This window comes from Salinicola salarius (genome assembly GCF_003206135.1).
In the GTDB taxonomy this organism is placed as follows: domain Bacteria; phylum Pseudomonadota; class Gammaproteobacteria; order Pseudomonadales; family Halomonadaceae; genus Salinicola; species Salinicola salarius.
Genome location: NZ_PZJT01000009.1, coordinates 169,461 through 194,297, shown reverse-complemented (window position 1 = coordinate 194,297; position 24,837 = coordinate 169,461). Strand labels below are relative to the sequence as shown.

Below are 24,837 nucleotides of genomic sequence, written 5' to 3'. Positions count from 1 at the left end.
CGTTGCCCTGAAGTCGACGAGGATTATTTCTCGATCGCGCCCTTGGTCACGAACTTGCCGTCTTCCACGGCCATCTCGACCACGATACCCGGCACGTCACCGTTGTCATCGAACTCCTGGTTGCCGGAAGCACCCTGATAGTCGATCTCCTTGCCTTCGGCGATCAGCTGCTTGGCCTTCTCCCACTCGCCCGGCAGGATCGTCTCGCCCGGCGCCGTGGCGACATCGCGCAGCGCCGCGGAGAGCCCTTCACGATCCGCGCTGCCGTTCTTCTCGATGGCGAGCGCGAGCAGGAAGGCGGCATCGTAGGACTGTGCCGCGAACACCGCGCTCGGATCGATACCGGCGTCTTCGGCCAGACCGTTGAAGACATCCGCGCCCGGCACATCCGGCGAGCCCGGACGCGTCGCGATCATGCCTTCGAGCACGTCGGCGCCGACCGCTTCGACCAGCGAGTTGCCGACCATGCCATCGCCACCGGCGAACTGGGTAAACGCTCCGCTTTCATAGGCCTGGCGCAGGATCGTCTGACCGGACGTGTCGGCGTAGGCCAGCACGACCAGCGTCTGCGAGCCGCCGGACGAAAGCTGACCGATCTCCGAACGGTAATCGGCGCGGTTGTCTTCATGCGCCAGGTTGGCGGAAATCGTGCCGCCTTCGGCTTCGAAGGTCTTGGTGAAAGCGTCGTCGAGCCCCTGACCGTAGTCGTTGTTGACGAACGTCACCGCCACGTCCTCGATCCCCTTGGACAGCAGCAGCTTGGCAAGCTGCACGCCCTGGAACGCATCGGAAGGCACGGTACGGAAGACCAGATCGTTATCTTCCAGATCCGTTACCGCCGGCGCCGTGGAAGCCGGCGACACCATCACCACGCCACCGGGGATTGCGGCATTGTTGGCCGCCGCGATCGTCGCACCGGTACACAGCGCCCCCACGATCGCGGTCACCTTCTCGCTGTTCACCAGCCGGTCGGCCGCGTTGGAGGCCGCCGACGCATCCGAACAGGTCGTATCGCCGGAGGGCATGACCATGTCTTCGCCATCCAGCAGGCCGCCTTGTTCGTTGATTTCGGCCATGGCCAGTTTGGCGCCATCGAAGATCGGCGGTGTCAGGCTTTCGATACCGCCGGTAAAGCCGCCGAGAAACCCTACCTTGACGTCCGCCTGCGCGACACCGGTACACGCCGTGGTAGCGGCAATGGCCAGTGCGAGTACTGTCTTCTTCATCGCTGTTGTCACTCTTTGTTGGGTTGCGAAAGACCACGTTCACTCTGCTGGCACGCCGGGCAAAAGACAAGCGATCGTAACCGTTCGTGTCTTCACCTTTCGGCGTGCCGTGTGGCATCCGGGATAGCACGAGTCATCCAACGGAATTGTTCTAGCGGTCACTATACTGGCAGCAAATCAAGCGATTGGCAGCTACGCTGAATCAGCGTTTTCGTCAACGGTAAGGAGACAGCCATGCACAAGCATATCGAATGGGATACCCCCGGCGGGGCCAGTGTCGACGCCCACTATGCCAAGGACGAACAGCACCGCGTCACCCCGCAGCCGGGCATGATGCTGACTGCGCGCTATCACGGCGCCACGGCGCGGGTCCAGGTCGAGGCCTACAAGGACGGCGTCAGCATCGGCAAGGTCGCCGCCCTGATCGACGACGACGGCAAGCGCCATGACAGCCACGGCGAACTCAACGTCGGCGACATGGTGAGACTCCCGGACGACAAGCGCGCCTTCCAGTCTCCCGAGGATGACGAGGACTGAGCCCGGATCGGGCAATCGATTCGGCGGCTTGTCCAGGATGACAAGCGCCCCGCCATCCCTGCACCGAGCACGACCGCCCGCCATCCGGCGAGCGGCACCAAGGGCCTCCAGGCCCATCGCCGAGCCGACAATCGGTATCGTCACGGAGGATGAAGAGATGCAGAAACAAGCCCGCGTGGAACCAGTGTTCGACAGTAGCGATCTGAAAGAAAAGATCACCGCCTGGGTGGTCATCGACGAAAGCCAGCCCGACAACGAGCGCGTCGTTTCCGAGCATGCAACTCAGGAAGAAGCGCTGCGCGCCGCCGAACAGTTCGAGCAAGCCGAACACTGAGCCCTACGGCAAGGCGCCACCCGATTCTGCCCGCGACCGGGCGTATCGGAACCATGCCGGCAGGCAGCCGGCGTTGCCAACCGGCGCCTTGCTCCACCCCTCATGGGTGGGTTTTCTCTGGCGCTCCTGGGCCAGTCTTTCGAGCCGGTCTTTCGGGCCGCGCTTCCGAGCGGCTCTTCCGGATACCCCAGGCGAGCGGCTACGCCGACCCACCCGACCATTCACTCAGACGAGCTCGCGGCCCATGACCAAACCTTCGACGCCTCTTTCATCTTCACAGCGTCCTGCTTCACAACTGCCCGTGGCACGCCGCGACTGGGCGCTGTTCCTCGATTTCGACGGCACTCTGGTGTCGCTCGCCGCCCACCCCGACGATGTCCGCGTCTCCCCGCACCTGAAGGCGATTCTCGGCGAACTCGACCAGGTCTTCGGCGGCGCGGTGGCGGTGGTCAGCGGGCGTCCGCTGGATCAGCTCGAGCGCCTGCTCGCCCCGGTTTCCCTGCCGATGGCGGGCATTCACGGGCTGGAATGGCGCGACCGCGACGGCACGCGCCACACGGCGATCGACCAGCCTGCCCAACTGGCCGCCTGCCGTGATGCCCTGGCAACCTTCGTCGAGGCCCATCCCGGCTTGCACTACGAGGACAAGGGCGTCTCGCTGACCCTGCACTACCGCAGCGTTCCGGAACTCGCCGAGGCGTGTCGCGAGTTCTTCGAGGCCCAGCATCGGGCGCTTGGCGACACCTTCGAGCTGATCGACGGCAAGTGCGTCCTCGAGTTGCGTCCCGGCGGCTATCATAAAGGGACCGCCGTTGCCCGCCTGCTCGACGAAACCTCGGCCTTCCGGAGCCGCACGCCGGTTTTCATCGGCGACGACGTCACCGACGAAGACGCCTTTCGTATCGTCAACGCTCGCGGCGGCCATTCCATACGTGTCGGCCATCAGGATGAGACGGCCGCAAACTACTCCCTTGAATCAGTACAGGAGGTACTGACATGGTTGGAGAGTATGACAACGCGGGACCTTTGACCCCGCTCCGCCATGCGGAACATACCCTGGAACTCGGCCTGATCGGCAACTGCCAGATCGGCGCGCTCATCGATGCCCAGGCGCGCATCGTCTGGTGCTGCCTGCCCCGCTTCGACGGCGACCCGTTCTTCTCGCACCTGATGGATACCCAGGATCGCGGCTATTTCAGCATCGAGCTGCAGGATCTGGTCGGCACCAGGCAGTACTATCAGCGCAACACCGCCATCCTCTGCACGGAACTCACCGACAAGTACGGCGGACGCATTCGCATCAGCGACTTCTGCCCGCGCTTCAATCAATTCGGGCGGGCTTTTCGTCCGGTCGCTCTGGTCCGTCGTGTCGAGCCCCTGGCGGGCACGCCGGTGATCCGCGTCAAACTGCGTCCGACCAGCGAATACGGCACCCAGACGCCGGATACCACGCAAGGCAGTCACCATATTCGCTATATCGGTCGCAATCGGATCACGCGTCTGACCACCGACGCCTCGATCACCTACGTCCAGCAGGAATCGCCGATCGTGCTCGACGGCGAACTCAACTTCCTGCTCGGCCCCGACGAAAGCGTCACCGAATCGGTCACGACGCTGTGCCAACGCTTTCATAGCGAGACCGCCACCTACTGGCACGAATGGGTTCGCGGACTGTCGATTCCCTTCGACTGGCAGCATGCGGTCATCCGCGCCGCGATGACCCTCAAGCTGAGCACCTTCGAGGATACTGGCGCGGTGATCGCGGCGATGACCACCTCGTTACCCGAGGCCGCCGACAGCCAGCGCAACTGGGACTACCGCTACTGCTGGCTGCGCGACGCCTATTTCGTGGTCCATGCGCTCAACCGGCTGGGCACCACGGCCACCATGGAGAATTATCTCAACTACATTCTCAACCTGGTCGTTGGTGCCGCCGAGAGCGAGCTGCAACCGCTCTACGGCATCGGCGGCGAGACCCGGCTCGAAGAATTCGACATGCCCGGGCTGGGCGGCTATCGCGGCATGGGGCCGGTACGCACCGGCAACGCCGCCTACAGCCAGATCCAGCACGACGTCTACGGCGCCGTCGTGCTGGCGGCCAACCAGGCCTTCTTCGACGAGCGCCTGACGCGCCCCGGCGACGAGGCGCTGTTTCGCCGCCTCACGGCACTCGGCGAGCAGGCCGCGCGACTGTTCGACAAGCCCGATGCCGGCATCTGGGAATATCGCGGCCGCGCCCGCGTGCACACCTATTCCTCGATCATGTGCTGGGCGGCCTGCGACCGGCTGGCGCGCATTGCCGGCCAGCTCGAGCTGCCCGAGGATTCGATTCACTGGCGACAGCAGGCCGAGCGCATGCACGAGATCATCTGCCGCGAGGCGTGGAGCGAATCGCGCCAGGCCTTCACCGAGAGCTTCGGCGGCGAAACCATGGACGCCAGCCTGCTGCTGATGCACGAACTCGGCTTCCTCGAAGCCGACGACCCGCGCTTCGTCTCCACGGTCTGCGCCATCGAGGCCGAACTGCGCCGCGGCGACCACCTGTTCCGCTACGCCGCCGCCGACGATTTCGGTCCACCCGAGAACGCCTTCAACATCTGCACCTTCTGGTTCATCGACGCGCTCTGCGCGATCGGCCGCAAGGACGAAGCCCGGCGCCTGTTCGACAACATGCTCGAATGTCGCAATCCCCTCGGACTGCTCTCCGAGGATCTGGACACCGCCCACCGCGAACTGTGGGGCAACTTCCCGCAGACCTACAGCATGGTCGGGTTGATCAACTCGGCAACACATCTCAGTCGTAACTGGGAGGAGGCCGTATGACACGTCTCGTCGTCATTTCCAATCGCGTATCCGTCCCGGAGCCCGGCAAGTCCCAGGCCGGCGGCCTGGCCGTGGCGATCACCGGCGCACTCGACGAATACGGCGGGTTGTGGTTCGGCTGGGACGGCGAGGTCAGCGAAACGGCCATCACCGAACCCACCACCGTGCAGCGTGACAACATCACCTACGCCACCCTGCCGCTATCCCGGGAAGACTATGAAGACTATTACCTGGGCTTCTCCAACGAAGTCCTCTGGCCGGTCTTCCACTTCAACCTTGGCGCCATGGACTTCCGGCTGGAGTACGCCAAGGCCTATCAGCGGGTCAACGACCGCTTCGCCCACGCCCTGAGCAACCTGCTCGAAGGCGGTGAACTGATCTGGGTACACGACTATCACCTGCTGCCGCTGGGCAAGGCGCTGCGCAAGGAAGGCGTCAAGGACCCGATGGGCTTCTATCTGCACATCCCCTTCCCCAGCTACGACCTGCTGCGCGCGATGCCCGGCTACCGCGAACTGCTCGACGACCTGCTCCACTACGACCTGATCGGCTTCCAGACCAACAACGATCTGCACGCCTTCCGTCAGGCCGCGATCGAAACCTTCGGCGCCGAGATTTCCGGCGACACCATCGAGTGCAACGGCCAGAAGATTCGTACCGGCGTCTACCCGGTGGGTATCGATGTCGACGAGCTAACCGCCGAAGCCGAGCACTCCCGCGACAACGAACAGGCGCGTCAGCTCAAGGCGGATCTCGGCGAACGCGACCTGATCATCGGCGCCGACCGGCTCGATTACTCCAAGGGCCTGGTACAGCGCTTCAACGCCATCGAGGCGCTGCTCACCAACTTCGAGCATCGCCGCCAGAAGACGATCTTCATGCAGATCGCCAGCCCCTCGCGCAGCGCGATCCCCGAGTATGACGAGCTGCGCCGCCAACTCGAGGAGATGGCCGGGCATATCAACGGCACCTACGCCGATCTCGACTGGATGCCAGTGCACTATCTCAACCAGACCTTCCCCCGCGACGCGCTGATCGGCCTGTTCCGTTCCGCCCGGGTCGGCCTGGTGACCCCGCTTCGCGACGGCATGAACCTGGTCTGCAAGGAGTTCGTCGCCGCCCAGGATCCCGAAGACCCCGGCGTACTGGTACTCAGCGAGCTGGCCGGCGCCGCCAAAGAGCTGAGCCGCGCGCTACTGGTCAATCCCTACGACGTGCATGCCATCGCCAGCGCCATCGAACAGGCCCTGAACATGCCGCTCGAGGAACGCCAGGAACGCTACCAGCAGATGATCGGCGTGCTCAGGCGCAACAGCCTGCTCGAATGGCGCCGGCGCTTCATCGAACACCTGAGCCAGCAGAACACGGACGCCACCTGACCGGGAATCACGAGGCCTGCCGGAATGACGAAGGCCAGGCACAAAAAAGCCCCGGACCAGGGGAGGGTCCGGGGAAGTTGGAGGTATGGGGGAAATCGAGGGACACGCTTCTCGGCGCTCGCCTCCCGGGCGCCAACCGTTGATACGGCGCGATCAGTCGAGGCTGGCGAAGGTCACTTCGACATTGCCCTGGCCGGCATCGGCGCCACCGTTCACGTTCTGCAGCGCCTGAGCGGCGGAAACGCTCTGACCCTGGCCGACGAGTCCGACGTTGCCGCCGGTGATATCGGTTGCCCGCTGCGTGATCGCCGCGACATAGGCCAGTGAATGGTCGGCTGCAGTGCTATGACCACCGCTGACGGTATCGATGCGATAGTCGGACGGCAGCAACTGATATTCGGAAGTCGCCTGGGTATTCAGCGCTTCACGCTGCTGGGCGAATGCCCGTTGTTCCATGACGCTGTTGGCCTGAGCGGCGGCAGGCAGTGCAACGACCAGTGCGATAGCGGCGAGAATGCGAGTTTTCATGATGACACTCCAATATCTACGTTTGCGTGGCAGGCCCCTTGGCCCAACCGATGACGAGATTATGGAGGCCGACTTATTAGGCGGCTAATCAGTTAGTGCAAAGTCGAATATCATTGAGATTGATGAATACCGAACAGCAAGACAGCAGCGAACCGTCTCGCGCCCGCGATAACCGGCTACGATGACAGCATCACCGACGTGTATCGAAACCGGAGAAACAAAGATGCTACAGGTGCGGAGCGCGATAGTGCTGGGAGGCTTGCTGGCAATCGGCATGATCTGGGGCGGGAGCTACATCGAGGATGCCGCTGAAACCTGGCGCGACGCCGGTCGCAGCGTCACGGTCAAGGGCCTTTCGGAGCGCGAAGTGCCGGCGGACATGGCGCTCTGGCCGCTGCATTACACCGTGACCGCCAACGAGCTGGACGCGCTGCAGCAGAAGCTGACCATGCAGGAAACTCGCATTCGCGAATTTCTCACGCAGCGGGGGTTCGAGACCGACAACATTACCGTGACCTCGCCTCAAGTGACCGATCGATTCGCTAATCTCTACGGCGCCGACCGACCCGACGAGCGTTACCAGGCCGAAGCCACGGTGCTGCTGCGCACCCCGGCGGTCGACGGCGTCAAGAAAGCGATGCCAGAAACGGGAGAACTGGTGCGCGCCGGCGTCGTGCTGTCACCCAACTACGATTACCGCACCGAATTCCTGTTCACCGGCCTCAATGACATCAAGCCGGAGATGATCGCCGAGGCGACCAAGGATGCACGCGGCGTCGCTCAGCAGTTCGCCAGAGACTCCGGCAGTCGCGTCGGCGAGATCCGCAGTGCCACCCAGGGCTATTTCTCGATCGAAGATCTCGACAGCTATACACCCGATATCAAGCGGGTGCGAGTGGTGACGACGATCGATTACGCATTGGAGGGGTGAGGCCAATTCGAAGGTTCGCTTCCGGCCAAGAGCGGTATTTCAGCAACACCTGATGTAACGGCCGTAACACCGGACAATTTGTCCGAGTGCTTACGCTTGTCAAATGGTTTAGTTGCACAGAATTCTATTAATTTCACTAAACCAACTTTCTCTGTGAATGACTCGCTCTTTGTGCAAATCATTTTCTAGAATCTCTGCTTTAGACAGGCCAGACAGCACCTCCCAGTTATTTTCTATCACATAGGTGGCGTTATTAGTTTGCGTGCTTTCCAAAATATACAAACACTTTTCAGGAAATCCGAAGATTAAATACCCGGTAAATCCAGCCCTGCCCACTGCAACAAAATCAGGTTCATGTACATTGATAGACTCCAACCTTTTATCGATTACTACTTTATTTCCATCCGACAAATGTTTGGCAGCTTCTCTTACAAGTGGCTTTAGCTCACCCCAAGGCTTCTTCCCCGGAGGAAGCACATCCCAGTTTAATTTCCGCAGAGGGGCGCGAATTATAGAATCAAGATTCTCGTTTCGAATTTCGCAGTAGCCAAATATCTCTAGGAAAATATTTACTACATGAATTATAAGATCAAAATTTTTCGGTAAAAACTCTACCGAATCTGAAACGATTAGTTTATCACCACCAGCATTTTTAGCGATATTCAATTCAATAGCAGGCGGCTCTATAAATTTTCGTGGGTAACGCTCGTAGGGTATATCTACGATTTTTGATTTTTCTTCAAAATCGTATCTTCCTCTAAATTCTTTCCAAGTCCATTCTTGCTGCCTGTAGTGTGTTTCCTTCGGCTCGCCTTTCAATGGGATTTCTTTGCCTTCAGAATTGAATGTTGTAATATTGCCGATAGATTTTGGAAGAACAGACTCTCCTGGCGAAAGGTCAGGACTAAACCCAATATCTATAGCCATGTTAGCATCAATATTTGAGACACTAACACTCACCACTAAGGGCTGAGCCTCTACCAAACCCTTTGTATACGCCCTAAGCGATCTAATCCTTTTCTTAGTTATGATCATGGATGAGACTCCTTTTGTATTCACTTAACGCCTTAGATGAGGCGCGTTTGAGGCGACGTACATTTTGCGGCAGCAAAATGGGCGGCGAGTCAAACATCCCTTGGAGCGACTTGTTCGGCGCCGCTTAGTCGAGGCCCGCAATTGCCAAAAGTTCATCTCGATCTTGATTGTCAAGCCATATCAAGAAACTTCGGTCCACCACATTCAGCCGCAAATTTGTTTGATCGTAATCAAGAACCATCGGCTTGATGTCTTTCTTGATCTGTAGTGCCGCTGCCGACTGTAGCGCCTGCGTGACGTTGCCTTGGTTTAGAGAGTCAGCTCGGGGATGGTGTTGTCTCAAATGGTCACGAATATCCTTTTGCCTCAGACCCTTGCCAAGGTCGTCGGGAGAGCTTGTGAGTACCGGATGTAGAAGCCATCTGTGCATTTCCAGTTCTGTTGCTTGAAATCCATCCGCAAACTGAGTGATGAAAGAATTGAACCGCCCGGATTGCTGATTGACAACCTCTCTAACTATCTCTCTTGCGTCCAGTCCTTCACCAACGACAACTGCTTCGGTCTTGGTCTCTAGTACGCCGCTGGCAATACAACAACGATGACAGGCCTCTTGCACTACATGCACGCTCTTGAAACAAGAATCAAGGAGATCTGCTAGAAATTGCTCCGAAAATTCTACATTCAGAAGAGCGGCGCCATCTTCTACCACGCACTTTAGCTCATCGGATTCCCACTTGTCCGCATCAATAGATAACACTCGGCCAGTCAGATCGCCGTTGTAAACAGATAGCCGATTCTCCTCCAGCCACACTCCAATCACAATGAAGCAGATTTTCGAATTTTCGTGAAACGCTTTCAGCGCTACAGAAAAATCTCTTTGTGTTTCAACAGGAAGATAGTGAAAATCCTCAAGAACGATAAATTTTGAAAACCCTATTCCTTCAAGAGCGCTGATAATATCATTAACATCTTCAGACTCCAGCTCGAGTGGCTGCGTCTCCCTCTCTCTTCCTTCTGCACGTTCCGCCTCGGCACCGCCTGTCGCATTACTGCCGAAAATGCCCGCCGTTATCGACGCGAAAATTTTATGCTTTCCAGAGCTGCTCTTGGTATTGGATAGAGTCACCTCAAATCCGCACTTCTTTAAGATTGCTGAATGTATATCACCGAGCTGCCACTTGTTCGAACAGTGGACGGTAATGTAATCATCGGGGTTGAGGCAGTGCTTCCGTAAACTCGTTTTCCCTTGCTTGGAACTTCCGTAGATGACCAAGTGCCGATCTCGGCTCAGGCTGTCGACCAGAAGTCCATCTGCGGTATCACGCTCTTTGTAATTGAGAGGCAGATCCCGACTGATTCCAAAGACATCGTCGGTCTTATGAATGGCTTCTGGCATTTCATTCTCCTTTCAAATGAGCCGAACGTCCGGCTGTTGGGCTGCATGAAGCGTAGTGTAATGAAGTCCCTAGCAGCCGTTAGTTAGGCATTTATCGGTGTTTAGAAAAAGCTATTGATAGCATATCCACACGCCCTCAACTCTCTCGCGACTTCGGTTTTCCATGCCCCAGGCTGATCCAGGGGCACATAGACAACGCCGCTAATGTCGTTGGGCGTCTCTATGTCGCCTTTCACCAAAGAACATACGTTTTCTCTGCCAAGCTTTGCCATGAGATAGCCATGCTCGAAGACTACATTCTGGCGAGCTCTATTTCTCGGGTGATTATTCGACTCATGAGCTCCACGGCCATGATCACATGCCGTATATAGGACAATCGCAAAATCGGCATCACTCGAATAATGCTCGATTTTTTCAATAATAGTTCTTCCCGCGCTAGCTTGCTCATTGAGAATGATAGCTTCTAACCCGAGTCTCTCAACAAATCGACTGACCTCTTGCTTTGCCTCGTTATCTCTCCCATGTACGATAAATACCTTTCGCTTGTTCCGCGCGACAGTATTGCGTGGGATCGCAGGTGCTTTCGGAGTATTTGGCGATACAGCCTCCTGGCCATCATATCCAAATTCCAGGGCATCGAGGGCTGGAGTAAACTGTTCAGATATAAATGTTCTTCGTTCAGCATAGGTGCTGAATTTTTGCTTGATAAAACCCCAGAACGTATCAAGACTACGATGCTGCTTTAACCATTGAGGGAGAAGGTATGAAATATTTGAATTGCTCAAAAGCTCGTGACGTAGGACTTCATATTCCCGCTGATCCGCGGCTAACCCTGTAGCCCGAGACGTCAGAAGATTAGCCAAATAACTTAGCTTATCGAAATCGCTTTCCAAAAACTCGATACTCAAGTTTGAAATCCTATCCCAGTTCTATTGCCTAACACAGATGAACGCGCCGGCTGTCTTTGCCGGACTGGCTGCTTTGGGTCGATTGCAGCTATTCGATCGATCACATAATGCACACATCTCATCAAGCTTACCCATCGGGCTCAGACGTCATTATGTAACTCTTGGTAACGCAGATTTCACGGCGCGACAAGCCCGCCAAAAGGATTGTCAGGGATCTCTTACAAATGGTGTCAGCCAATCTCCGCTTGGCACCACTTTTGTTATGATATAACCTTTCCGCCTCATCCAAAGGGTCTCTTCATGTCACATCGTCACCGGCACCGCCCTGATGGGCCGTGTCACTTTTCCTTGATGTCGCTTGGCGCCGGGCGGCGGATATTGCTCGCGCTGTTGCCGCTGGCCGTGCTGTGGCTCGTCGCGGGCTGGGCTGCCGGGGTGTTCGGTTGATGGCTCGTTCGATGGCAAAGCCCGACACGTTGCTGACGCTGGAATCCCTGTCGCTGGCGCAGGGCAACCGTATGGTGCTGGAGAATATCGACGGCCATTTCGAGGCCGGCACCATCACTGCGCTGGTGGGGGCCAACGGCGCCGGCAAGAGCACGCTGGTCCAGGGGATCATGGGCGAGCTGCGCCCCGTCAGCGGCCATGTTCGCTGCGAGGTTCCCAATGCGCGGCGCGCGTGGCTGCCGCAGCAGCTGGCGCTGGATCTGACCTTCCCCATGAGCGTCGAAGAGCTGGTCATGAGCGGTTGCTGGCCGACCCACGGCAGTTTCAAGCGCTACGGGCCGGCGGAGTATCGTCGCGGCCAGGCGGTGATGCAGCGCCTCGGCCTGCAGTCGTTCGAACACCGCCCGCTGGGTGAGCTCTCCGGCGGCCAGCGCCAGCGTGCGCTGCTCGGCCGTACGCTGATGCAGGAGGCCCAGTTGCTGCTGCTCGACGAGCCGTTCGCCAATGTCGATGCGGCGACCGTCGAGGTCCTGATCGATGTGCTTCGCGCCATGGCGGCCGAGGGCGCGGCGATCATCATCGTGCTGCACGATCACGATCAGATGACGCGGCTGGCCGATCGCGTCCTGCGGCTGGAACGCGGGCACGGGATCTGGTCCACGCCCGCGACGATTGGCGATTCCTCTTCATCGGCGGAGACGTTGGCATGATCGATTGGCTGTTCTCTCCACTGGTGGATTTCGGTTTCATGCGTCGCGCGCTGGTGGCCGGGCTGGCGCTGTCGCTGGTGGCGCCGCCGCTGGGGGTCTTCCTCACGCTGCGCGGCATGAGCCTGGTCGGCGATGCCATGGCCCACGCCGTGTTGCCGGGCGTGGCGGTCGGCTTTCTGCTGGCGGGCTTCTCGCTGCCGGCGATGAGCTTCGGCGGCTTGCTCGCCGGGCTGCTGGTGGCGGGGCTGGCGGGCAGCGTGTCGCGCCTGACGGGCCACCGCGAAGACTCGGCGATTGCCAGCTTCTATCTGATTTCGCTGGCGGCCGGGGTGATGTTGATCTCGATGCGCGGCAGCAGTGTCGACCTCACCCACGTGCTGTTCGGCTCGATCCTGGCGGTGGACAGCACCGCGCTGTGGCTGATCGTCGGCGTGTCGAGCCTGACGCTGATCGTGCTGGCGGCGATCTTCCGCATTCTAGTGGTCGAGTGCCTGGACCCGCTGTTCCTGCGCGGCCAGGGCATTCGCGGCGGCGCGGTGCACGGGCTGTTCCTGGGCCTGATGGTGCTCAATCTGACCGCCGGCTTCCAGACGCTCGGCACCTTGATGGCGGTCGGCCTGATGATGTTGCCGGCGACGGCGGCGCGCTTCTGGTCGAAGCGGCTCGAGGGGCTGATGGGGCTGGCGATCGCCATCGGCATGGTCTCCAGCGTGGGCGGGCTGCTGCTCTCCTATCATGCCGGCCTGCCTTCGGGGCCCTGCATCATTCTGCTGGCCGGCGTGATCTATCTGCTTTCCGCCCTGTTCGGGCGTTACCACAGCGTCTTCGCCCGCTGGCGACGGCGCGTGCAGCCCATGCTGCCGCCCGATGCCCACGGCTGACCCTTCCTTCTCTCGCCACAAGGACCGTTACATCATGGCTCACGTTTCCCTTCGCGCCGTGCTGATGGGCGCACTCGGCGCCTCGGCGCTTTCGGCCAACATCGCTCATGCCCAGGAACCGCTGCAGGTGGTCACGAGCTTCAGCATTCTCGATGACATGGTGTCGACGATCGGTGGCGATCACGTCAGTGTCACGTCGCTGGTCGGACCCGATGGCGATGCTCACGCCTTTTCGCCCAGGCCCGCCGATGCCCAGTCGCTCGCGGATGCCGACCTGGTCGTGGTCAATGGCTTGCAGCTCGAGGGGTGGATCGACCGGTTGATCGACGCCAGCGGTTACGAGGGCGAAGTCGTGGTCGCCAGCAACGGTATCGACACGCGTTCGTTCGAGGGGCACGAGGACGAGGGCGACCATGACGACCATGATCATGCGGCCGACGGCGAAGAGGAGCATCACCACCACGGCGATGTCGATCCGCACGCCTGGCAGGATCTGGAGAATGGCGAGCAGTACGCACGCAACATCCGCGATGCGCTGGTGAAGGCCGATCCGGCTCATGCCGACGCCTACCGCGCCAACGCCGAGCGCTACATCGATGAGATGGAAGCGCTCGACAAGGAGGCGAAAGCGCGGCTGTCGCGGATTCCGGCATCCGACCGGCTGATCATCACCAGTCACGATGCCTTCGGCTACTTCGCCGACGCCTACGATCTCGAGCTGCTCTCGCCGGTGGGCATCAACACGCTGGCGGAACCCAGCGCCAGCGACATGGGCCATCTGATCCAGCAGATCGAGTCCAGCCACGCCAGGGCGCTGTTCCTGGAGAACATGACTAACCCGGCGCTGATCAACCAGTTGCACGAAGAGACCGGCATCGCCATCGGCGGCACCCTCTACGCCGACGCGCTGACGGCGGAGGGCGAAGGCAGCACCTATCTCGGCATGTTCCAGCACAATGTCGATACCCTGCTCGACGCGCTGGAAGCCGACGACTGACCCCTACAGGCCAGCCCGCGACGGCGGCGCTGGCCTACTTTTTATCCTGCTCTCTATTTCCTACTCTCTAATTCCTGCTCTCTTCCCTCTTCCCTCTTCCCTCTTCCCTCTTCCCTCTTCTTCAAGACTGAACGACACTTTCCGGGCAGCATCCGCTCAAGCCTCTACCGAGAAGTGTCGTCTCGTATGCCGTCAGCCATCCCGCCGCCGCAACGCCGCCTCACGCTCTCCCAGGCGCGTCGTCTCGCCCTGAAAGCGCAGGGTTTCACGTCCCGCTCCCCCGAGTCCGTCAACCGCGGCCATCTTCGGCGCCTCGTGGATCGTCTCGGCGTGTTGCAGATCGATTCCGTCAACGCGCTGGCACGTTCCCACTATCTGCCGGCCTTTTCGCGCCTCGGCCCCTATCCGACCGAGCACCTCGACGAAGCCGCCTGGGCGGGCAATCGCCATCGGTCTCTGTTCGAATACTGGGGCCACGAAGCGTCGCTGCTGCCGCTCTCGCTCTACCCGGCGATGCGCTGGCGCATGCGCCGCGCGCAGGAAGGCATCGTCATCTACAAGCATCTGGCGCGATTCGGACGGGAGCGACGGGACGTGATCGAACGCGTGCTGGCCAACGTGCGCGAACATGGCCCGCTGGGCGCCGGCGCGCTGAATACGCGGGCAGGCCCCGCCGGCCCGTGGTGGGACTGGAGCGACGAGAAACACGCACTGGAGTGGCTGTTTGCTGCTGGCGAGGTCACCGTCGCCAGCCGCCGGGGTTTCGAAAGGCTCTACGACCTGCCGGAACGGGTGCTGTCGAGCGCCGTCCTGAACCAGGCCGAACCCGATCTGCTCGAGGCGCATCGCCAGCTGTTGCTCCGGTCTGCCGAGGCGCTGGGCGTGGCAACGGAGAAGGACCTGCGGGACTACTACCGGCTGGCGCCACAGGATACCCGTGCCGCACTGCGGACGCTGATCGAGGACGGCACGCTGACGCCGGTCGAGGTAGAAAGCTGGCGACAGCCGGCCTATGTCGTCGGCGAGCCGCGCATTCCCCGACGACTCGAGACCGCCGCGCTGCTCTCGCCGTTCGACTCCCTGATCTGGTATCGCGAGCGCACCGAGCGCCTGTTCGGCTTTCACTACCGCCTGGAGTTCTACGTGCCGCCGGCCAAACGAACCTACGGCTACTACGTCATGCCGTTCCTCCACGGCGACCGGCTCATCGCCCGGCTAGACCTGCGTGCCCGGCGCGCCGAGGGGGAACTGAGCGTTCTCGCCATCCACCCAGAGCCCGCCGTGACGTTCCATGACGCCGAACTCGACGCGCTGGCCGGCCAGCTCGAACGGCTGGCGAGCTGGCTCGGGTTACCGCGTATTCACCTGGCCTGCGAGCGGCCCCTTGCCCAGCGTCTGAGCGCCCTGTGGCCGGTGGATTCTTATCGGCGGCACAGCCCTTTGTAATGACGCCGCAACCGGTGCCGAAAATGCAATTAGCCCCGGCTTTCATGCGCTGGCGGCGGACAGCGCGACGAAGTGACCCGCCTGTGGCTCGGCATAACGAAGCGTGGGTAACCGATGTCCGTGGGGCTTGATGGGATCGGGCACCTCGGTGGCCTGCAGCAACTTGGCGAAGTCACGCTTGGCGTCCACGTCCGGCATGGGTACGGCGGAGAGCAGGCGCTGGGTATAGGGATGGCGCGGATCGTGCAGCACCTGCTGGCAGCTGCCGATCTCGACGATCTGGCCGGCGTACATGACCGCGACACGGTGGCTGATCTGCTCGATGACCGCCATGTCGTGGGAAATGAACAGGTAGCTCAGGTTCAAGCGTTGTTGAAGATCCTCCAGCAGTTCCAACACCTGGGCCTGTACCGAAACGTCCAGTGCCGAGACCGCTTCGTCGGCAATGATCACCTTGGGGTTGAGCGCCAGCGCGCGGGCGATACAGATGCGCTGACGCTGCCCACCGGAGAACTGATGTGGATAACGCAGTGCCACCTCGGCCGGCAGCCCGACCTGCTCGAGCAGTTCGGCCACGCGCCGCCGACGTTCGGCGGCGTCGGCCAGACCATGCACCAGCAACGGCTCGCCGATCAGGTCCCCCACGCTCTTGCGCGAGTTGAGCGCAGCGAAGGGATCCTGGAAAATCATCTGGATGTCGCGGCGCACGGCCTTGAGCGCGGCGCCGCGCAAGCCGTTGAGTTCGCGCCCTTCGAACCTGACGCTGCCCGTGTAGTCGAGCATGTTCATCAAGGCCTTGCCAGTGGTCGACTTGCCGCAGCCGCTCTCGCCGACGATGCCCAGCGTTTCCCCGGCATGTAGCGTGAAGTTGACGTCTTCCACCGCGCAGACCTCGCGACGGGTCTCGAACGGCGAGCGCCGCTTGACCGGAAAACGCACCCGCAACCCTTCCACCGCCAGCACCGGGGTGTGCGCCTCGCTGGCCAATGGCCGTACCGCGGCCGTGCCCAGGCGGGGAACCGCCGCCAGCAGCTTGCGCGTGTATGCCGATCGCGGGGCGGTGAACAGCGCACGCGCCGGGGCGGATTCCTCGACGACGCCACGGTTCATCACCACCACGTCGTCGGCCATCTCAGCGACGACACCCATGTCGTGGGTAATCATCAGCAGCGCGGTATCGAACTCGCGCTGCAGTTCACGCATCAGTTCGAGGATCTGTGCCTGGATCGTCACGTCCAGTGCCGTGGTCGGCTCGTCGGCGATCAGCACCTTGGGATGACAGACCATCGCCATGGCGATCATCACCCGCTGGCGCATGCCGCCGGACAGCTCGTGCGGATGCTGCTTGAGCCGCTGCTCGACATGCGGCACCCGTACCGCGTCGAGCATCTCGAGGGCGCGGCGACGGGCCTGTCCGCCCTCGGCCAGCTTGTGGCGGCGAATGGTTTCTTCCAGTTGCTGCCCAACCGTCATCAATGGATTGAGGGAGGTCATCGGCTCTTGGAAGATCATCGCGATGTCGCGCCCGCGCAGGCGCTGCATGGCGCGTTCGGGCAGTTCCAGCAGATCCCGCTCGCCATAGAGGATGGCGCCGTTCGGCAATCGCGCCACCTTGGGCAGCAGGCCCATGATCGCCAGCGAGGAGAGCGACTTGCCGCTGCCCGACTCGCCGGCAATGCATAGCGTGCGACCGGCATGCAAGGTGAAGCTCAGATCGTCGACCACGCGCTGCGTGTCATGCTCGTGCGAAATATCGATCGACAAGCGCTCGACGGAGAGCACGCGCCGATCGACCGACCCTGGCTGAGTCGTCATCGTCGTCTCCTCACTCGAACACGATGCGTGGCACATAGAACGACACCACCCAGTTGGGCATGTCGACGATCTCGTTGATGCGCAGATCGCCGCACACCGAACAAAGCATGTAAGCCTGCTCGGCCGGCATGTTGCGGGTCTTGACCAGCCACTCGATGGCGCCGCTCAAGGCCTGCCGCGCGCCTTCCATCAAGTCCGGTCCGACGCCAGTGAAGACCTCGTAGCCGGCGCCGTCGAGATGGCGGGTCACCGGCCCCGGCGTGGAGAAGCGCGGCATCGCCAGGGGCGTCTGCTTGATCAGGTCGAGACGCAAGGAGACATCCATGGCGCTTTCCAGCGCCGTGCCGCAGACCTCGCCATCGCCCTGGGCGGCGTGGGTATCGCCGATCGAGAACAGGGCTCCGGCGACTTCCACCGGCAGATAGAGCGTGCTGCCGGCGCCGAGGTCGCGCACATCGAGATTGCCGCCCACGCGGCGCGGCGGCACGATCGAGTGCGTGCCCGGCGCCGCCGGCGCGACGCCGAGCGTCCCGGCGAACGGCTTCAGCGGCACCCGTGCGTGAGTGCCGAACGCGGCCGGTGTCATGGCCTGCGTATCGTAGTGCCACAGGGTCAGCGCGGGTGTTTCGAACTGGTCGGCCAGCAGCCCGAAGCCGGGAATGTTGGCCGTCCAGCCGAAGCCGGACGGAGTGAAGTCGTCGATATGGACCACGAGGATATCGCCGGGCTCGGCACCATCCACGAAGATGGGCCCGGTCACCGGGTTGATCCGGTCGAACGGCATGTCGGCCACCGCAGAGACATCCGAGGTCGGCGTGAAATGGCCGCCCGAAGAGTCGTTGCAGGCGAACGTCAGCCGGCTCCCCGGCGCGACGTGCGCGGCCGGGGCGATGGCGTTATCCCATCCCAGGTGGCAATGGTGCCCGTGAATAGTCTTGATCAGTTCGTTGTCACACATCATTTCACCCAGATGTAGTCGTAGTTGACGGGGATGTGGACCGGATCCACGTATAGGGCATCGTCGCCACCCATGCGCGCCGAGTGCACGGTGAAACGCTGCTCGTTGAAGATCGGCACCCAGGGCGCGTCATCCATCGCCGTGGTGAAGATCTTTCCCCAGCGCTCAGCACGTGCCTGCTGCTGGTCCGGTGCGACCATGGCGTCAGCAGCGGCGGCCTCGGCGTCCAACTCTTCGTTGCAGTACCACGACCAGTTCCAGCCGCCGGGCACCGCGCCCTCGCAACCCAGGATCGGTCCCCAGAAGTTGGAGGGATCGGGGAAGTCGGCGATCCACGCCATGCCGCCCGACCACACCATCGGTGCCTGATCCTTGGCGCCGCCCGCGGCGATCACGTTGGCCTGCGCCAGCGACTTGATCTCGGCGCGCACGCCGATCTGCGCCAGGTCCTGCTGGATCGCCTGGGCGATACGCGGCTGCGGGTCGGTGTTCATCACGTAGATCTCGGTATCGAACCCATCGCCGTAGCCGGCTTCCTCGAGCAGCGCCTTGGCCTTCGCTACATCGTAGGGGTAGCCCTTGTATTCCTTGTCATAACCTGGCATCGCCGGCGGCAGCGGCTGGTTGGCGGGAATCGCGCGACCGTTGATGATGCGTACGATGCGCTTTTTATTGATCGCCATGTTGATGGCGCGGCGTACTTCGACCTTATCCAGAGGGGGCATCGTGACGTTCATGGTCAAGTAACCGGTATGCAGCTGGTTGCCTATGACCATCAGATCCTTGAAATCGGGATCGTTGCGGAACTGCAGGAACTGCGCGGGCGGAATACCGTCACCAGCGATATCCACCTCGCCGCGCTGCAACCGCATCAGGGCCACATTGGGCTCCTGGCCGATCTCGAAGTCGATGCGGTCTAGATACGGAATGCCCTCGCGGTAGTAGTCGTCGTTCTTGACGAAGGTCAGATGCTGGCCGAGCGCCCAGTCCTGCAATTCGAAGGCTCCCGTGCCCACCGGGTGCTTGCCGAAATCGCGGCCCCACTTCTCGACCGATTCCTTGGGTACCACCGAGGCGAAATTGAGAGCCATGATGTGCAGGAAAGCCGCATCCGGCGCCGACAGCTGGATCTTCACGGTGTAATCGTCGGGCGTGGTGATACCGCTCAACGTCGTCGATTCGCCCGAGGCCATGGCATCGAAGCCCTCGATGGAGGAAAAGAAGCCGGCGCCGGGGCTCTGGGTCTTGGGGTTGACCGTCCGCTCCAGGGAGTACTTCACGTCGCTGGCGACCATTTCACGGCCGTTGTGGAAGGTGACGCCTTCACGTAGATGGAAGGTATAGGTCAGGCCATCGTCGGAGATTTCGTAGTCCTTGGCGAGGTCCGTCTTTAGTTCGGTGGTGCCCGGCTTGTAGTCCATCAGGCCGTCGAACAGGCTCTTGATCATCGACCAGTTCTGCCAGTCGTAGCCGATCGCCGGGTCGAGCGTGGCCACGTCGTTCTGGTAGGTGACCACGATCTCGCCGCCTTCCTGGGGCGTCTGTTGCGCCAGCGCCTGGCTCGAGATCGTCGCGCACAGGGCGGTGAGAGCGAAGCCTTTCAATTTGTTGTTCATGGCATTGTTCCCTTAAGTTTCAGGTTTGGGTGACGTCGATGCGCGGATCGACAAACAGCACGGCCAGATCGGCCACGAGATTGCCCAGCACGATGGCGACCGCCGAGAGCATGGTGACGCCCACGATGATCGGGATATCCACCTGCTGGATGGCCTGCCAGGCCAGTTGTCCCAGGCCCGGCCAGCCGAACACCGACTCCACGACGACCAGCCCGCTCATGAAGATGCCGATGTCGATCCCGATCATGGGGATCACCGGCACGATGGCGTTGGGCAGCACGTGGCACAGCAGCACGCGCGCCCGTCCCAGCCCCTTGGCGCGCGCGGTACGAATGAAGTCTTGGTGCAACACCTCGATCATCGACGAGCGCACCATGCGCGAGTACCAGCCGCTGCCCAGCACACCGAGGGTGATGGCCGGCAACAGCAGGTGCTCGACGCCGCCGTAACCGCCCAGCGGAAACCAGCCGAGATAGACCGCGAAGAAATACAGCGCCAGCATCGCGGCGATGAAATGCGGCGAGGACACGCCGATGAACGAGAACGCCATCAGCACCTGATCGAGTACCGAATTGCGCTTGAGCGCCGCGACGATACCCAGCGTGATGCCGATCAGAAGCTCGAAGCCGATGCCGGCGGCCATCAGTTGTAGCGTCGGGCCCACTCGCGAGGCGAGCAGCGTCGAGACTTCCGAGCGCTGCACGTAGGAACGCCCCAGGTCGCCCTGCAGCAAGTTGCCCAGATAGCGGACGTACTGCTCGTAGAACGGCAGATCCAGCCCCAGTTGATGACGGATGTTGGCCACCACCTCAGTGGTGGCGCTGCGGCCGGCGATCTGCCGCGCAGGGTCGGCAGGAATCATGTAGAGCAGCAGGTAGGTGATGAAAGTCACGCCCAGCAGGATGAGCAGCGAATAGGCGATGCGCTTGGCGATGTACCAGACCATTAGCGTCTTCCTTTGAGTGTCGGGTCGAGCTCGTCGCGCAGCGCGTCGCCGACCAGGTTGAAGCTCAACGACAGCGCGATGATGGCAATGCCGGGGAACAGCACCAGCCACATGGCGGAGATGAAATAGGTCTGGCTCTCGAAGATGATGTTGCCCCAGCTCGGCATGGGCGGCTGCACGCCGACTCCCAGGAAGGACAACGTGGCTTCGAGCAGTACCGTGGTAGAGATGCCTAGAGTCGCCCAGACCAGGATGGTCGGCAGCAAATGCGGCAGGAGATGCGAGAACAGAATGCGCGGCGCGCTGACCCCGATGGTGCGCTCGACCGCCACGAAGTCCTTCGATGACAGAGAGATGGTCTCCGAATAGATGACGCGCGCGATCTGCACCCAGTTCACCATGGCGATGACCATCGCCACGATCCACAGGCTGGGTTGCAGGATCGCCGCCAGCGCGATGGCCAGCAGCAAGGCCGGAAAGGCCATCATCAAATCGGTCAGTCGCATCAGGACCGAGCCCAGCCAGCCGCGAACGAAGCCCGCGGTTACGCCCACCAGGGTGCCGATCACCACCGCGATGCCGTTGGAGACGATGCCGATGATCAACGAGGTACGCGCGCCGTAGATGACTCGCGAGAGCAAATCGCGCCCCAGCAAGTCCGTGCCCAGCCAGAACTCGCCGTCGGGCGGCAACGGCGCGCCTTCCAGCGAAAGCCCTTCGAAGAACTGTTCGGTGGGGTCGTACGGTGCCAGCCACGGGGCGAAGATCGCCGCCACGACCACGATCAGGATATAGAACAGCGCGATGGCTACGGTCTTGCGTTTGAGCAACGCCTTGAGCACCGTCATGACGCTCCTCCCTGACGCCGTGCGGGCGCCATCTGCGTCAGCAGCCGCTCGCCGGCCTGCACTAGGGTGAGCTGTCGTGACATGGCATCGCTACGCAAACGCTCGAATGCCTGCGCTTCATCCAGATCTGAGCTGACCATGATGCACGCCACGGCCCGGGCGATGAGCCCCTGCTGGTCCACCTGCGCGGCTAGCCGGTTATGAGCGGTTTCGAGCTCGGTGAGCCGCTCGCGTAATGTCCGTGCCATGGCCAGCGTGGTATAGACGGTATGCTGGGTGATCGGCTTGTTGAGGATCGCCGTGGCGCCCAGCCGCCGCGCGCGCTGGATCTGGGATAGCGTCTGGTGGTGGGTCATCGCCACGATCGGCAGGCCTGCCGCGCGGGCCGCCTCGAGCAGGCGCGGGCTGGCGAAGTGATCCAATTCAACGATCACGCCATCGACATTCGTCAGGGCGATCTCGGCATCCTCGGCCACGGCCCAGCCATGCAAGCCCAGACGCGCCAGGCTTTTGTCGAGCATCGCCTGCGAGCGTGGCTCGCAATCCACCAGCAGCAGCCGGGGAGTCAAGGTTTCCGCGTTCATTTCACGACCCTCAAGCGGGGCGACGTGAGCGCGGCACCGACCACGTCGCGGAACTGGGGAATGCCGGTGCGGGTCAGGTAGGGGTCGGCGTCCAGCACACCGCTTTCACGGTGCACGATGCGGAACCCGTCGCCCCTTGCCTCGGCGATGCAGCACGGCAGCGCCAGATGGTTGTTGCTCGGATTGAATGCTAACTCGCCCATCAATGTGGAATGCGAGTTCGCATGCAGCCACGCCAACACCGCGGCGGGATCGTCGCTGCCCACCGCGGCACAGCTTCGCGCCAACAACTGCACGGCGTTGTAGGCGTTGGTGTAACAGCTCGAATAGATCTGCGGACCATGGCGTACCCGTTGGCGCGCGCTGAAGCCGTTGCCGGGATGATCGAACCATGGCCCGCACGACAACAGGCGTACATGCCGCAAGCGAGGAATCGCCGGCAGCTCGCACTCGGTGAAGTTGCAGCTGAGCACGGTAATGGTGGTGCCGTGGCGCTCACAGGCGGCATCGAGCTGGGCCAGGAAGGCATAGGAGGACTCGCCGACCAGGTTGTTGAGCACGAAGTCGGTGGCGTCTTTCAGAATCCGGGTGACGATGGCGTCGAAGTCGCAATCGCCGAAGTGGAAGTACTTCTCCGCCACGATGCGGCCATGAGTGGCTTCCACCAGTTCGCGGGCAATGCGGTTGCTCTCCCAGCCCCATACGTAGTTGGAGCCGATCAGCACGCCACGCTTGCCGTACTCGCGCAGGGCATAGGCCAGCAGCGGCACCAGGTTCTGGCTCGGGCAACCGCCGGAATAAAGCACGTTTTCGCTGCACTCGAAGCCTTCGTAGGGGCAGGCATACCACAACAGAGCATTGTCGCGCTCGACATCCGGCACGATATCCTTGCGGCTTGCCGAGGTCGTGGTGCCAACCACGTGACGTACGCCCCGCGCAAACAAGGCCTCGACACCCTGATGATAGGCTTCGAGCTCGCCATGCGGATCGTACTCGTGCACTACCAGCGTCACGGCCGATGTCGCGTCGGCATTGATATCGGCGACGGCTTGCAAGGCGCCGCTGCGCGCATTCTTGCTGATGCGTTGGTAGGTGCCGGTCGTCGAGTAGAGCACCCCGATGGGTAACGTGAATGTCATGATCGTTTCCACAAAAAAAGCCCGGACGTCGGGAAGACATCCGGGCTTCATTGCCAAGCGCCTAGTGGCGCGCTGTTCTATCCAAGATTTACAGGCTGGCTACCCAGGCCCCACTTGCTATTGAAATATATTGTAAACAAGCCCCCACTTTCTATTGAACTATATGGTAAAAATGTGCCAATACCTATTTCTCTATTTAAAAACAAACAGTTAACAATTTTTATCTATTGTCATGTGTTCAAACCTCGAAGCCTTGTGCACCAAAATCGCTCCATCTCGAGTTAAGCCGCACCACAATGGAGCGATCAAAGACAACCTTGCGGCAAATAACCACACTAACAATAAGGTTATTACGCCGTATGCTGACACCGTCGCCTTCGAGGCTACCGCTGCCGAGGCGAGTCAATGTCAGTCACAAGGACAAGGGAGCATCTTCATGAACACGATTCTTCGCCGCTTCTCCGTCGCCGGAATGGCGCTGGTCACCGCGCTGAGCGCCGGTAATGCCTTTGCCTATGGTGCCGGTGATTTGTTCACCCATTTCGGGGTCGCCAAGGTTTCGCCCAAGAGCGACAACGGCCACTTCGATGGTCTGAACATGGATGTCGATGTCAAAGACGACACCGGCTTCGCCTTCACGCTGGGTTACCGTTTTCTCGACAAGTGGGGCGTCGAACTGCTGGCCGCCGAACCGTTCGAGCACGATATCGACCTGAACGGCAACGAGCTGGCCTCGACCAAGCATCTGCCGCCGACCCTGACGCTGCAGTACTATCCGCTCGGTGGCACCCAGTCGCGTGTTCAGCCCTACATCGGCGCGGGCGTGAACTATACCCATTTCTCCGATGAAGACCTGGACGTCGGCAGCCTCGATCTCGATGACTCCTGGGGCGCCGCCGGCCAGTTGGGGGTGGACCTGCTGATCGACGATCACTGGTCGATGAACGCCGCCGCCTGGTATATCGACATCGACTCCGACGCGACCGCCGAGGTCGGTGGACAATCCTATGACACCACCGTTCACATCGATCCCTGGGTGGTGATGGGCGGCATCGGTTACCGCTTTTGAAGCCGCCGTATTCGGACCCAAACCGGTCATCTCATGGCCACCGCTCGGTGGCCATTTTTCGTTTTCTCCCCTCCCTACCACCCAACCTGTCTGACTCTTCCGCCTACATCCGACGCTTCTGCATAAAGCTATCTGCACAAAGCTATAGACATAAGTCGAAGACAATGTGATCATTCGCAGCCTAACTTTTATGGCGCTTTGAGATACCTCTCTCGCGCTTCAACACATTGTTCCATGGTTGTGCCCATGGAAATGCCCCGTGGATGCCCGCATTCACGGGTTTT

Annotated in this window: 24 protein-coding genes; 12 read left to right on the top strand and 12 right to left on the bottom strand. The window is 61.1% G+C overall.

Translation table 11 applies throughout. The features are described 5' to 3' along the window. Window positions 1-23 precede the first annotated feature (23 nt). A complete protein-coding gene (locus DOM32_RS10525; RefSeq protein ID WP_110634170.1) occupies window positions 24-1,226 on the bottom strand; it encodes an ABC transporter substrate-binding protein in 1,203 nt (400 codons plus the stop codon). A 234-nt stretch (window positions 1,227-1,460) separates the two neighbouring features. On the opposite strand from DOM32_RS10525, the gene DOM32_RS10520 reads away from it, so the two are divergent. The 5 genes from DOM32_RS10520 (at window position 1,461) to DOM32_RS10505 (ending at window position 6,299) form a co-directional block, all read left to right on the top strand. After that, complete coding sequence (locus tag DOM32_RS10520) at window positions 1,461-1,763, top strand: hypothetical protein (RefSeq protein WP_110634167.1); 303 nt, start codon at window positions 1,461-1,463, stop codon at window positions 1,761-1,763. A gap of 157 nt (window positions 1,764-1,920) precedes the next feature. After that, window positions 1,921-2,097 carry a hypothetical protein gene (locus tag DOM32_RS17870; protein WP_167400665.1) on the top strand — a complete coding sequence of 59 codons (177 nt, stop codon included), beginning with the start codon at window positions 1,921-1,923 and terminating at the stop codon, window positions 2,095-2,097. Window positions 2,098-2,341: 244 nt separating this feature from the next. Continuing rightward, window positions 2,342-3,127, top strand: a complete 786-nt coding sequence (gene otsB / locus DOM32_RS10515; protein ID WP_157957067.1) for a trehalose-phosphatase — start codon at window positions 2,342-2,344, stop codon at window positions 3,125-3,127. After that, on the top strand, window positions 3,094-4,920 hold the full coding sequence (locus DOM32_RS10510) for a glycoside hydrolase family 15 protein (protein ID WP_110634161.1): 1,827 nt from the start codon (window positions 3,094-3,096) through the stop codon (window positions 4,918-4,920). Before otsB ends, DOM32_RS10510 begins: the two co-directional genes overlap by 34 nt. Beyond that, on the top strand, window positions 4,917-6,299 hold the full coding sequence (locus DOM32_RS10505; RefSeq protein ID WP_110634158.1) for an alpha,alpha-trehalose-phosphate synthase (UDP-forming): 1,383 nt from the start codon (window positions 4,917-4,919) through the stop codon (window positions 6,297-6,299). Before DOM32_RS10510 ends, DOM32_RS10505 begins: the two co-directional genes overlap by 4 nt. A gap of 153 nt (window positions 6,300-6,452) precedes the next feature. Here DOM32_RS10505 and DOM32_RS10500 read toward each other — a convergent pair whose 3' ends face one another. Further along, window positions 6,453-6,827, bottom strand: a complete 375-nt coding sequence (locus DOM32_RS10500; RefSeq protein WP_110634155.1) for a hypothetical protein — start codon at window positions 6,825-6,827, stop codon at window positions 6,453-6,455. Window positions 6,828-7,050: 223 nt separating this feature from the next. On the opposite strand from DOM32_RS10500, the gene DOM32_RS10495 reads away from it, so the two are divergent. Then, on the top strand, window positions 7,051-7,758 hold the full coding sequence (locus DOM32_RS10495) for an SIMPL domain-containing protein (protein ID WP_110634152.1): 708 nt from the start codon (window positions 7,051-7,053) through the stop codon (window positions 7,756-7,758). A 108-nt stretch (window positions 7,759-7,866) separates the two neighbouring features. Here DOM32_RS10495 and DOM32_RS10490 read toward each other — a convergent pair whose 3' ends face one another. The 3 genes from DOM32_RS10490 to DOM32_RS10480 form a co-directional block, all read right to left on the bottom strand. After that, complete coding sequence (locus DOM32_RS10490) at window positions 7,867-8,793, bottom strand: hypothetical protein (RefSeq protein WP_110634149.1); 927 nt, start codon at window positions 8,791-8,793, stop codon at window positions 7,867-7,869. Between the two features lie 124 nt (window positions 8,794-8,917). Then, on the bottom strand, window positions 8,918-10,189 hold the full coding sequence (locus DOM32_RS10485) for a hypothetical protein (RefSeq protein ID WP_110634146.1): 1,272 nt from the start codon (window positions 10,187-10,189) through the stop codon (window positions 8,918-8,920). Between the two features lie 101 nt (window positions 10,190-10,290). Further along, window positions 10,291-11,097, bottom strand: a complete 807-nt coding sequence (locus DOM32_RS10480) for a TIR domain-containing protein (protein WP_110634143.1) — start codon at window positions 11,095-11,097, stop codon at window positions 10,291-10,293. Between the two features lie 300 nt (window positions 11,098-11,397). Here DOM32_RS10480 and DOM32_RS17865 point away from each other — a divergent pair, with 300 nt between their 5' ends. The 5 genes from DOM32_RS17865 (at window position 11,398) to DOM32_RS10460 (ending at window position 15,578) form a co-directional block, all read left to right on the top strand. Then, window positions 11,398-11,544, top strand: coding sequence for a hypothetical protein (locus DOM32_RS17865; RefSeq protein ID WP_167400664.1), 147 nt, complete (start codon window positions 11,398-11,400; stop codon window positions 11,542-11,544). An 11-nt stretch (window positions 11,545-11,555) separates the two neighbouring features. Continuing rightward, window positions 11,556-12,254, top strand: coding sequence for a metal ABC transporter ATP-binding protein (locus DOM32_RS10475; RefSeq protein ID WP_110634140.1), 699 nt, complete (start codon window positions 11,556-11,558; stop codon window positions 12,252-12,254). After that, complete coding sequence (locus tag DOM32_RS10470; protein WP_071230854.1) at window positions 12,251-13,135, top strand: metal ABC transporter permease; 885 nt, start codon at window positions 12,251-12,253, stop codon at window positions 13,133-13,135. Before DOM32_RS10475 ends, DOM32_RS10470 begins: the two co-directional genes overlap by 4 nt. 34 nt (window positions 13,136-13,169) lie before the next feature. Further along, on the top strand, window positions 13,170-14,132 hold the full coding sequence (locus DOM32_RS10465) for a metal ABC transporter substrate-binding protein (protein ID WP_110634137.1): 963 nt from the start codon (window positions 13,170-13,172) through the stop codon (window positions 14,130-14,132). 186 nt (window positions 14,133-14,318) lie between these two features. Continuing rightward, entirely contained in the window at window positions 14,319-15,578 is a 1,260-nt protein-coding gene (locus DOM32_RS10460; protein WP_110634134.1) for a winged helix-turn-helix domain-containing protein, read from the top strand. A gap of 42 nt (window positions 15,579-15,620) precedes the next feature. Here the strand turns inward: DOM32_RS10460 and DOM32_RS10455 are convergent, their stop codons facing one another. Genes DOM32_RS10455 through DOM32_RS10425 form a run of 7 tightly spaced genes read right to left on the bottom strand, consistent with a single transcriptional unit; the run spans window position 15,621 to window position 23,484 of the window. Beyond that, a complete protein-coding gene (locus tag DOM32_RS10455) occupies window positions 15,621-17,393 on the bottom strand; it encodes an ABC transporter ATP-binding protein (RefSeq protein ID WP_110634131.1) in 1,773 nt (590 codons plus the stop codon). 10 nt (window positions 17,394-17,403) lie between these two features. Continuing rightward, on the bottom strand, window positions 17,404-18,351 hold the full coding sequence (locus DOM32_RS10450; protein ID WP_110634128.1) for an acetamidase/formamidase family protein: 948 nt from the start codon (window positions 18,349-18,351) through the stop codon (window positions 17,404-17,406). Then, window positions 18,351-19,967, bottom strand: a complete 1,617-nt coding sequence (locus tag DOM32_RS10445; protein ID WP_110634125.1) for an ABC transporter substrate-binding protein — start codon at window positions 19,965-19,967, stop codon at window positions 18,351-18,353. Before DOM32_RS10445 ends, DOM32_RS10450 begins: the two co-directional genes overlap by 1 nt. 19 nt (window positions 19,968-19,986) lie before the next feature. Beyond that, window positions 19,987-20,913 (bottom strand): ABC transporter permease, encoded by a 927-nt coding sequence (locus tag DOM32_RS10440; protein ID WP_110634122.1) that lies wholly within the window; start codon window positions 20,911-20,913, stop codon window positions 19,987-19,989. Then, a complete protein-coding gene (locus DOM32_RS10435; RefSeq protein WP_110634119.1) occupies window positions 20,913-21,761 on the bottom strand; it encodes an ABC transporter permease in 849 nt (282 codons plus the stop codon). The genes DOM32_RS10440 and DOM32_RS10435 overlap by 1 nt, the downstream gene beginning before the upstream one ends. After that, window positions 21,758-22,345 carry an ANTAR domain-containing response regulator gene (locus tag DOM32_RS10430; RefSeq protein ID WP_110634116.1) on the bottom strand — a complete coding sequence of 196 codons (588 nt, stop codon included), beginning with the start codon at window positions 22,343-22,345 and terminating at the stop codon, window positions 21,758-21,760. The genes DOM32_RS10435 and DOM32_RS10430 overlap by 4 nt, the downstream gene beginning before the upstream one ends. After that, on the bottom strand, window positions 22,342-23,484 hold the full coding sequence (locus DOM32_RS10425) for a transporter substrate-binding protein (RefSeq protein ID WP_110634113.1): 1,143 nt from the start codon (window positions 23,482-23,484) through the stop codon (window positions 22,342-22,344). Before DOM32_RS10425 ends, DOM32_RS10430 begins: the two co-directional genes overlap by 4 nt. A gap of 436 nt (window positions 23,485-23,920) precedes the next feature. Here DOM32_RS10425 and DOM32_RS10420 point away from each other — a divergent pair, with 436 nt between their 5' ends. After that, window positions 23,921-24,553, top strand: coding sequence for an OmpW/AlkL family protein (locus DOM32_RS10420; RefSeq protein WP_110634110.1), 633 nt, complete (start codon window positions 23,921-23,923; stop codon window positions 24,551-24,553). The last annotated feature ends 284 nt before the right edge of the window (window positions 24,554-24,837 follow it).

Bases quoted from the DNA above. Each gene is read 5' to 3' on its own strand.
- DOM32_RS10485 (WP_110634146.1), bottom strand. From the start codon at position 10,189: ATGCCAGAAGCCATTCATAAGACCGACGATGTCTTTGGAATCAGTCGG.
- DOM32_RS17870 (WP_167400665.1), top strand. From the start codon at position 1,921: ATGCAGAAACAAGCCCGCGTGGAACCAGTGTTCGACAGTAGCGATCTG.
- DOM32_RS10425 (WP_110634113.1), bottom strand. From the start codon at position 23,484: ATGACATTCACGTTACCCATCGGGGTGCTCTACTCGACGACCGGCACC.
- DOM32_RS10520 (WP_110634167.1), top strand. From the start codon at position 1,461: ATGCACAAGCATATCGAATGGGATACCCCCGGCGGGGCCAGTGTCGAC.
- DOM32_RS10475 (WP_110634140.1), top strand. From the start codon at position 11,556: ATGGCAAAGCCCGACACGTTGCTGACGCTGGAATCCCTGTCGCTGGCG.
- DOM32_RS10470 (WP_071230854.1), top strand. From the start codon at position 12,251: ATGATCGATTGGCTGTTCTCTCCACTGGTGGATTTCGGTTTCATGCGT.
- DOM32_RS10465 (WP_110634137.1), top strand. From the start codon at position 13,170: ATGGCTCACGTTTCCCTTCGCGCCGTGCTGATGGGCGCACTCGGCGCC.
- DOM32_RS10490 (WP_110634149.1), bottom strand. From the start codon at position 8,793: ATGATCATAACTAAGAAAAGGATTAGATCGCTTAGGGCGTATACAAAG.
- DOM32_RS10455 (WP_110634131.1), bottom strand. From the start codon at position 17,393: ATGACGACTCAGCCAGGGTCGGTCGATCGGCGCGTGCTCTCCGTCGAG.
- DOM32_RS10525 (WP_110634170.1), bottom strand. From the start codon at position 1,226: ATGAAGAAGACAGTACTCGCACTGGCCATTGCCGCTACCACGGCGTGT.
- DOM32_RS17865 (WP_167400664.1), top strand. From the start codon at position 11,398: ATGTCACATCGTCACCGGCACCGCCCTGATGGGCCGTGTCACTTTTCC.
- DOM32_RS10505 (WP_110634158.1), top strand. From the start codon at position 4,917: ATGACACGTCTCGTCGTCATTTCCAATCGCGTATCCGTCCCGGAGCCC.
- otsB (WP_157957067.1), top strand. From the start codon at position 2,342: ATGACCAAACCTTCGACGCCTCTTTCATCTTCACAGCGTCCTGCTTCA.
- DOM32_RS10450 (WP_110634128.1), bottom strand. From the start codon at position 18,351: ATGTGTGACAACGAACTGATCAAGACTATTCACGGGCACCATTGCCAC.
- DOM32_RS10420 (WP_110634110.1), top strand. From the start codon at position 23,921: ATGAACACGATTCTTCGCCGCTTCTCCGTCGCCGGAATGGCGCTGGTC.
- DOM32_RS10430 (WP_110634116.1), bottom strand. From the start codon at position 22,345: ATGAACGCGGAAACCTTGACTCCCCGGCTGCTGCTGGTGGATTGCGAG.
- DOM32_RS10435 (WP_110634119.1), bottom strand. From the start codon at position 21,761: ATGACGGTGCTCAAGGCGTTGCTCAAACGCAAGACCGTAGCCATCGCG.
- DOM32_RS10460 (WP_110634134.1), top strand. From the start codon at position 14,319: ATGCCGTCAGCCATCCCGCCGCCGCAACGCCGCCTCACGCTCTCCCAG.
- DOM32_RS10440 (WP_110634122.1), bottom strand. From the start codon at position 20,913: ATGGTCTGGTACATCGCCAAGCGCATCGCCTATTCGCTGCTCATCCTG.
- DOM32_RS10510 (WP_110634161.1), top strand. From the start codon at position 3,094: ATGGTTGGAGAGTATGACAACGCGGGACCTTTGACCCCGCTCCGCCAT.
- DOM32_RS10445 (WP_110634125.1), bottom strand. From the start codon at position 19,967: ATGAACAACAAATTGAAAGGCTTCGCTCTCACCGCCCTGTGCGCGACG.
- DOM32_RS10500 (WP_110634155.1), bottom strand. From the start codon at position 6,827: ATGAAAACTCGCATTCTCGCCGCTATCGCACTGGTCGTTGCACTGCCT.
- DOM32_RS10495 (WP_110634152.1), top strand. From the start codon at position 7,051: ATGCTACAGGTGCGGAGCGCGATAGTGCTGGGAGGCTTGCTGGCAATC.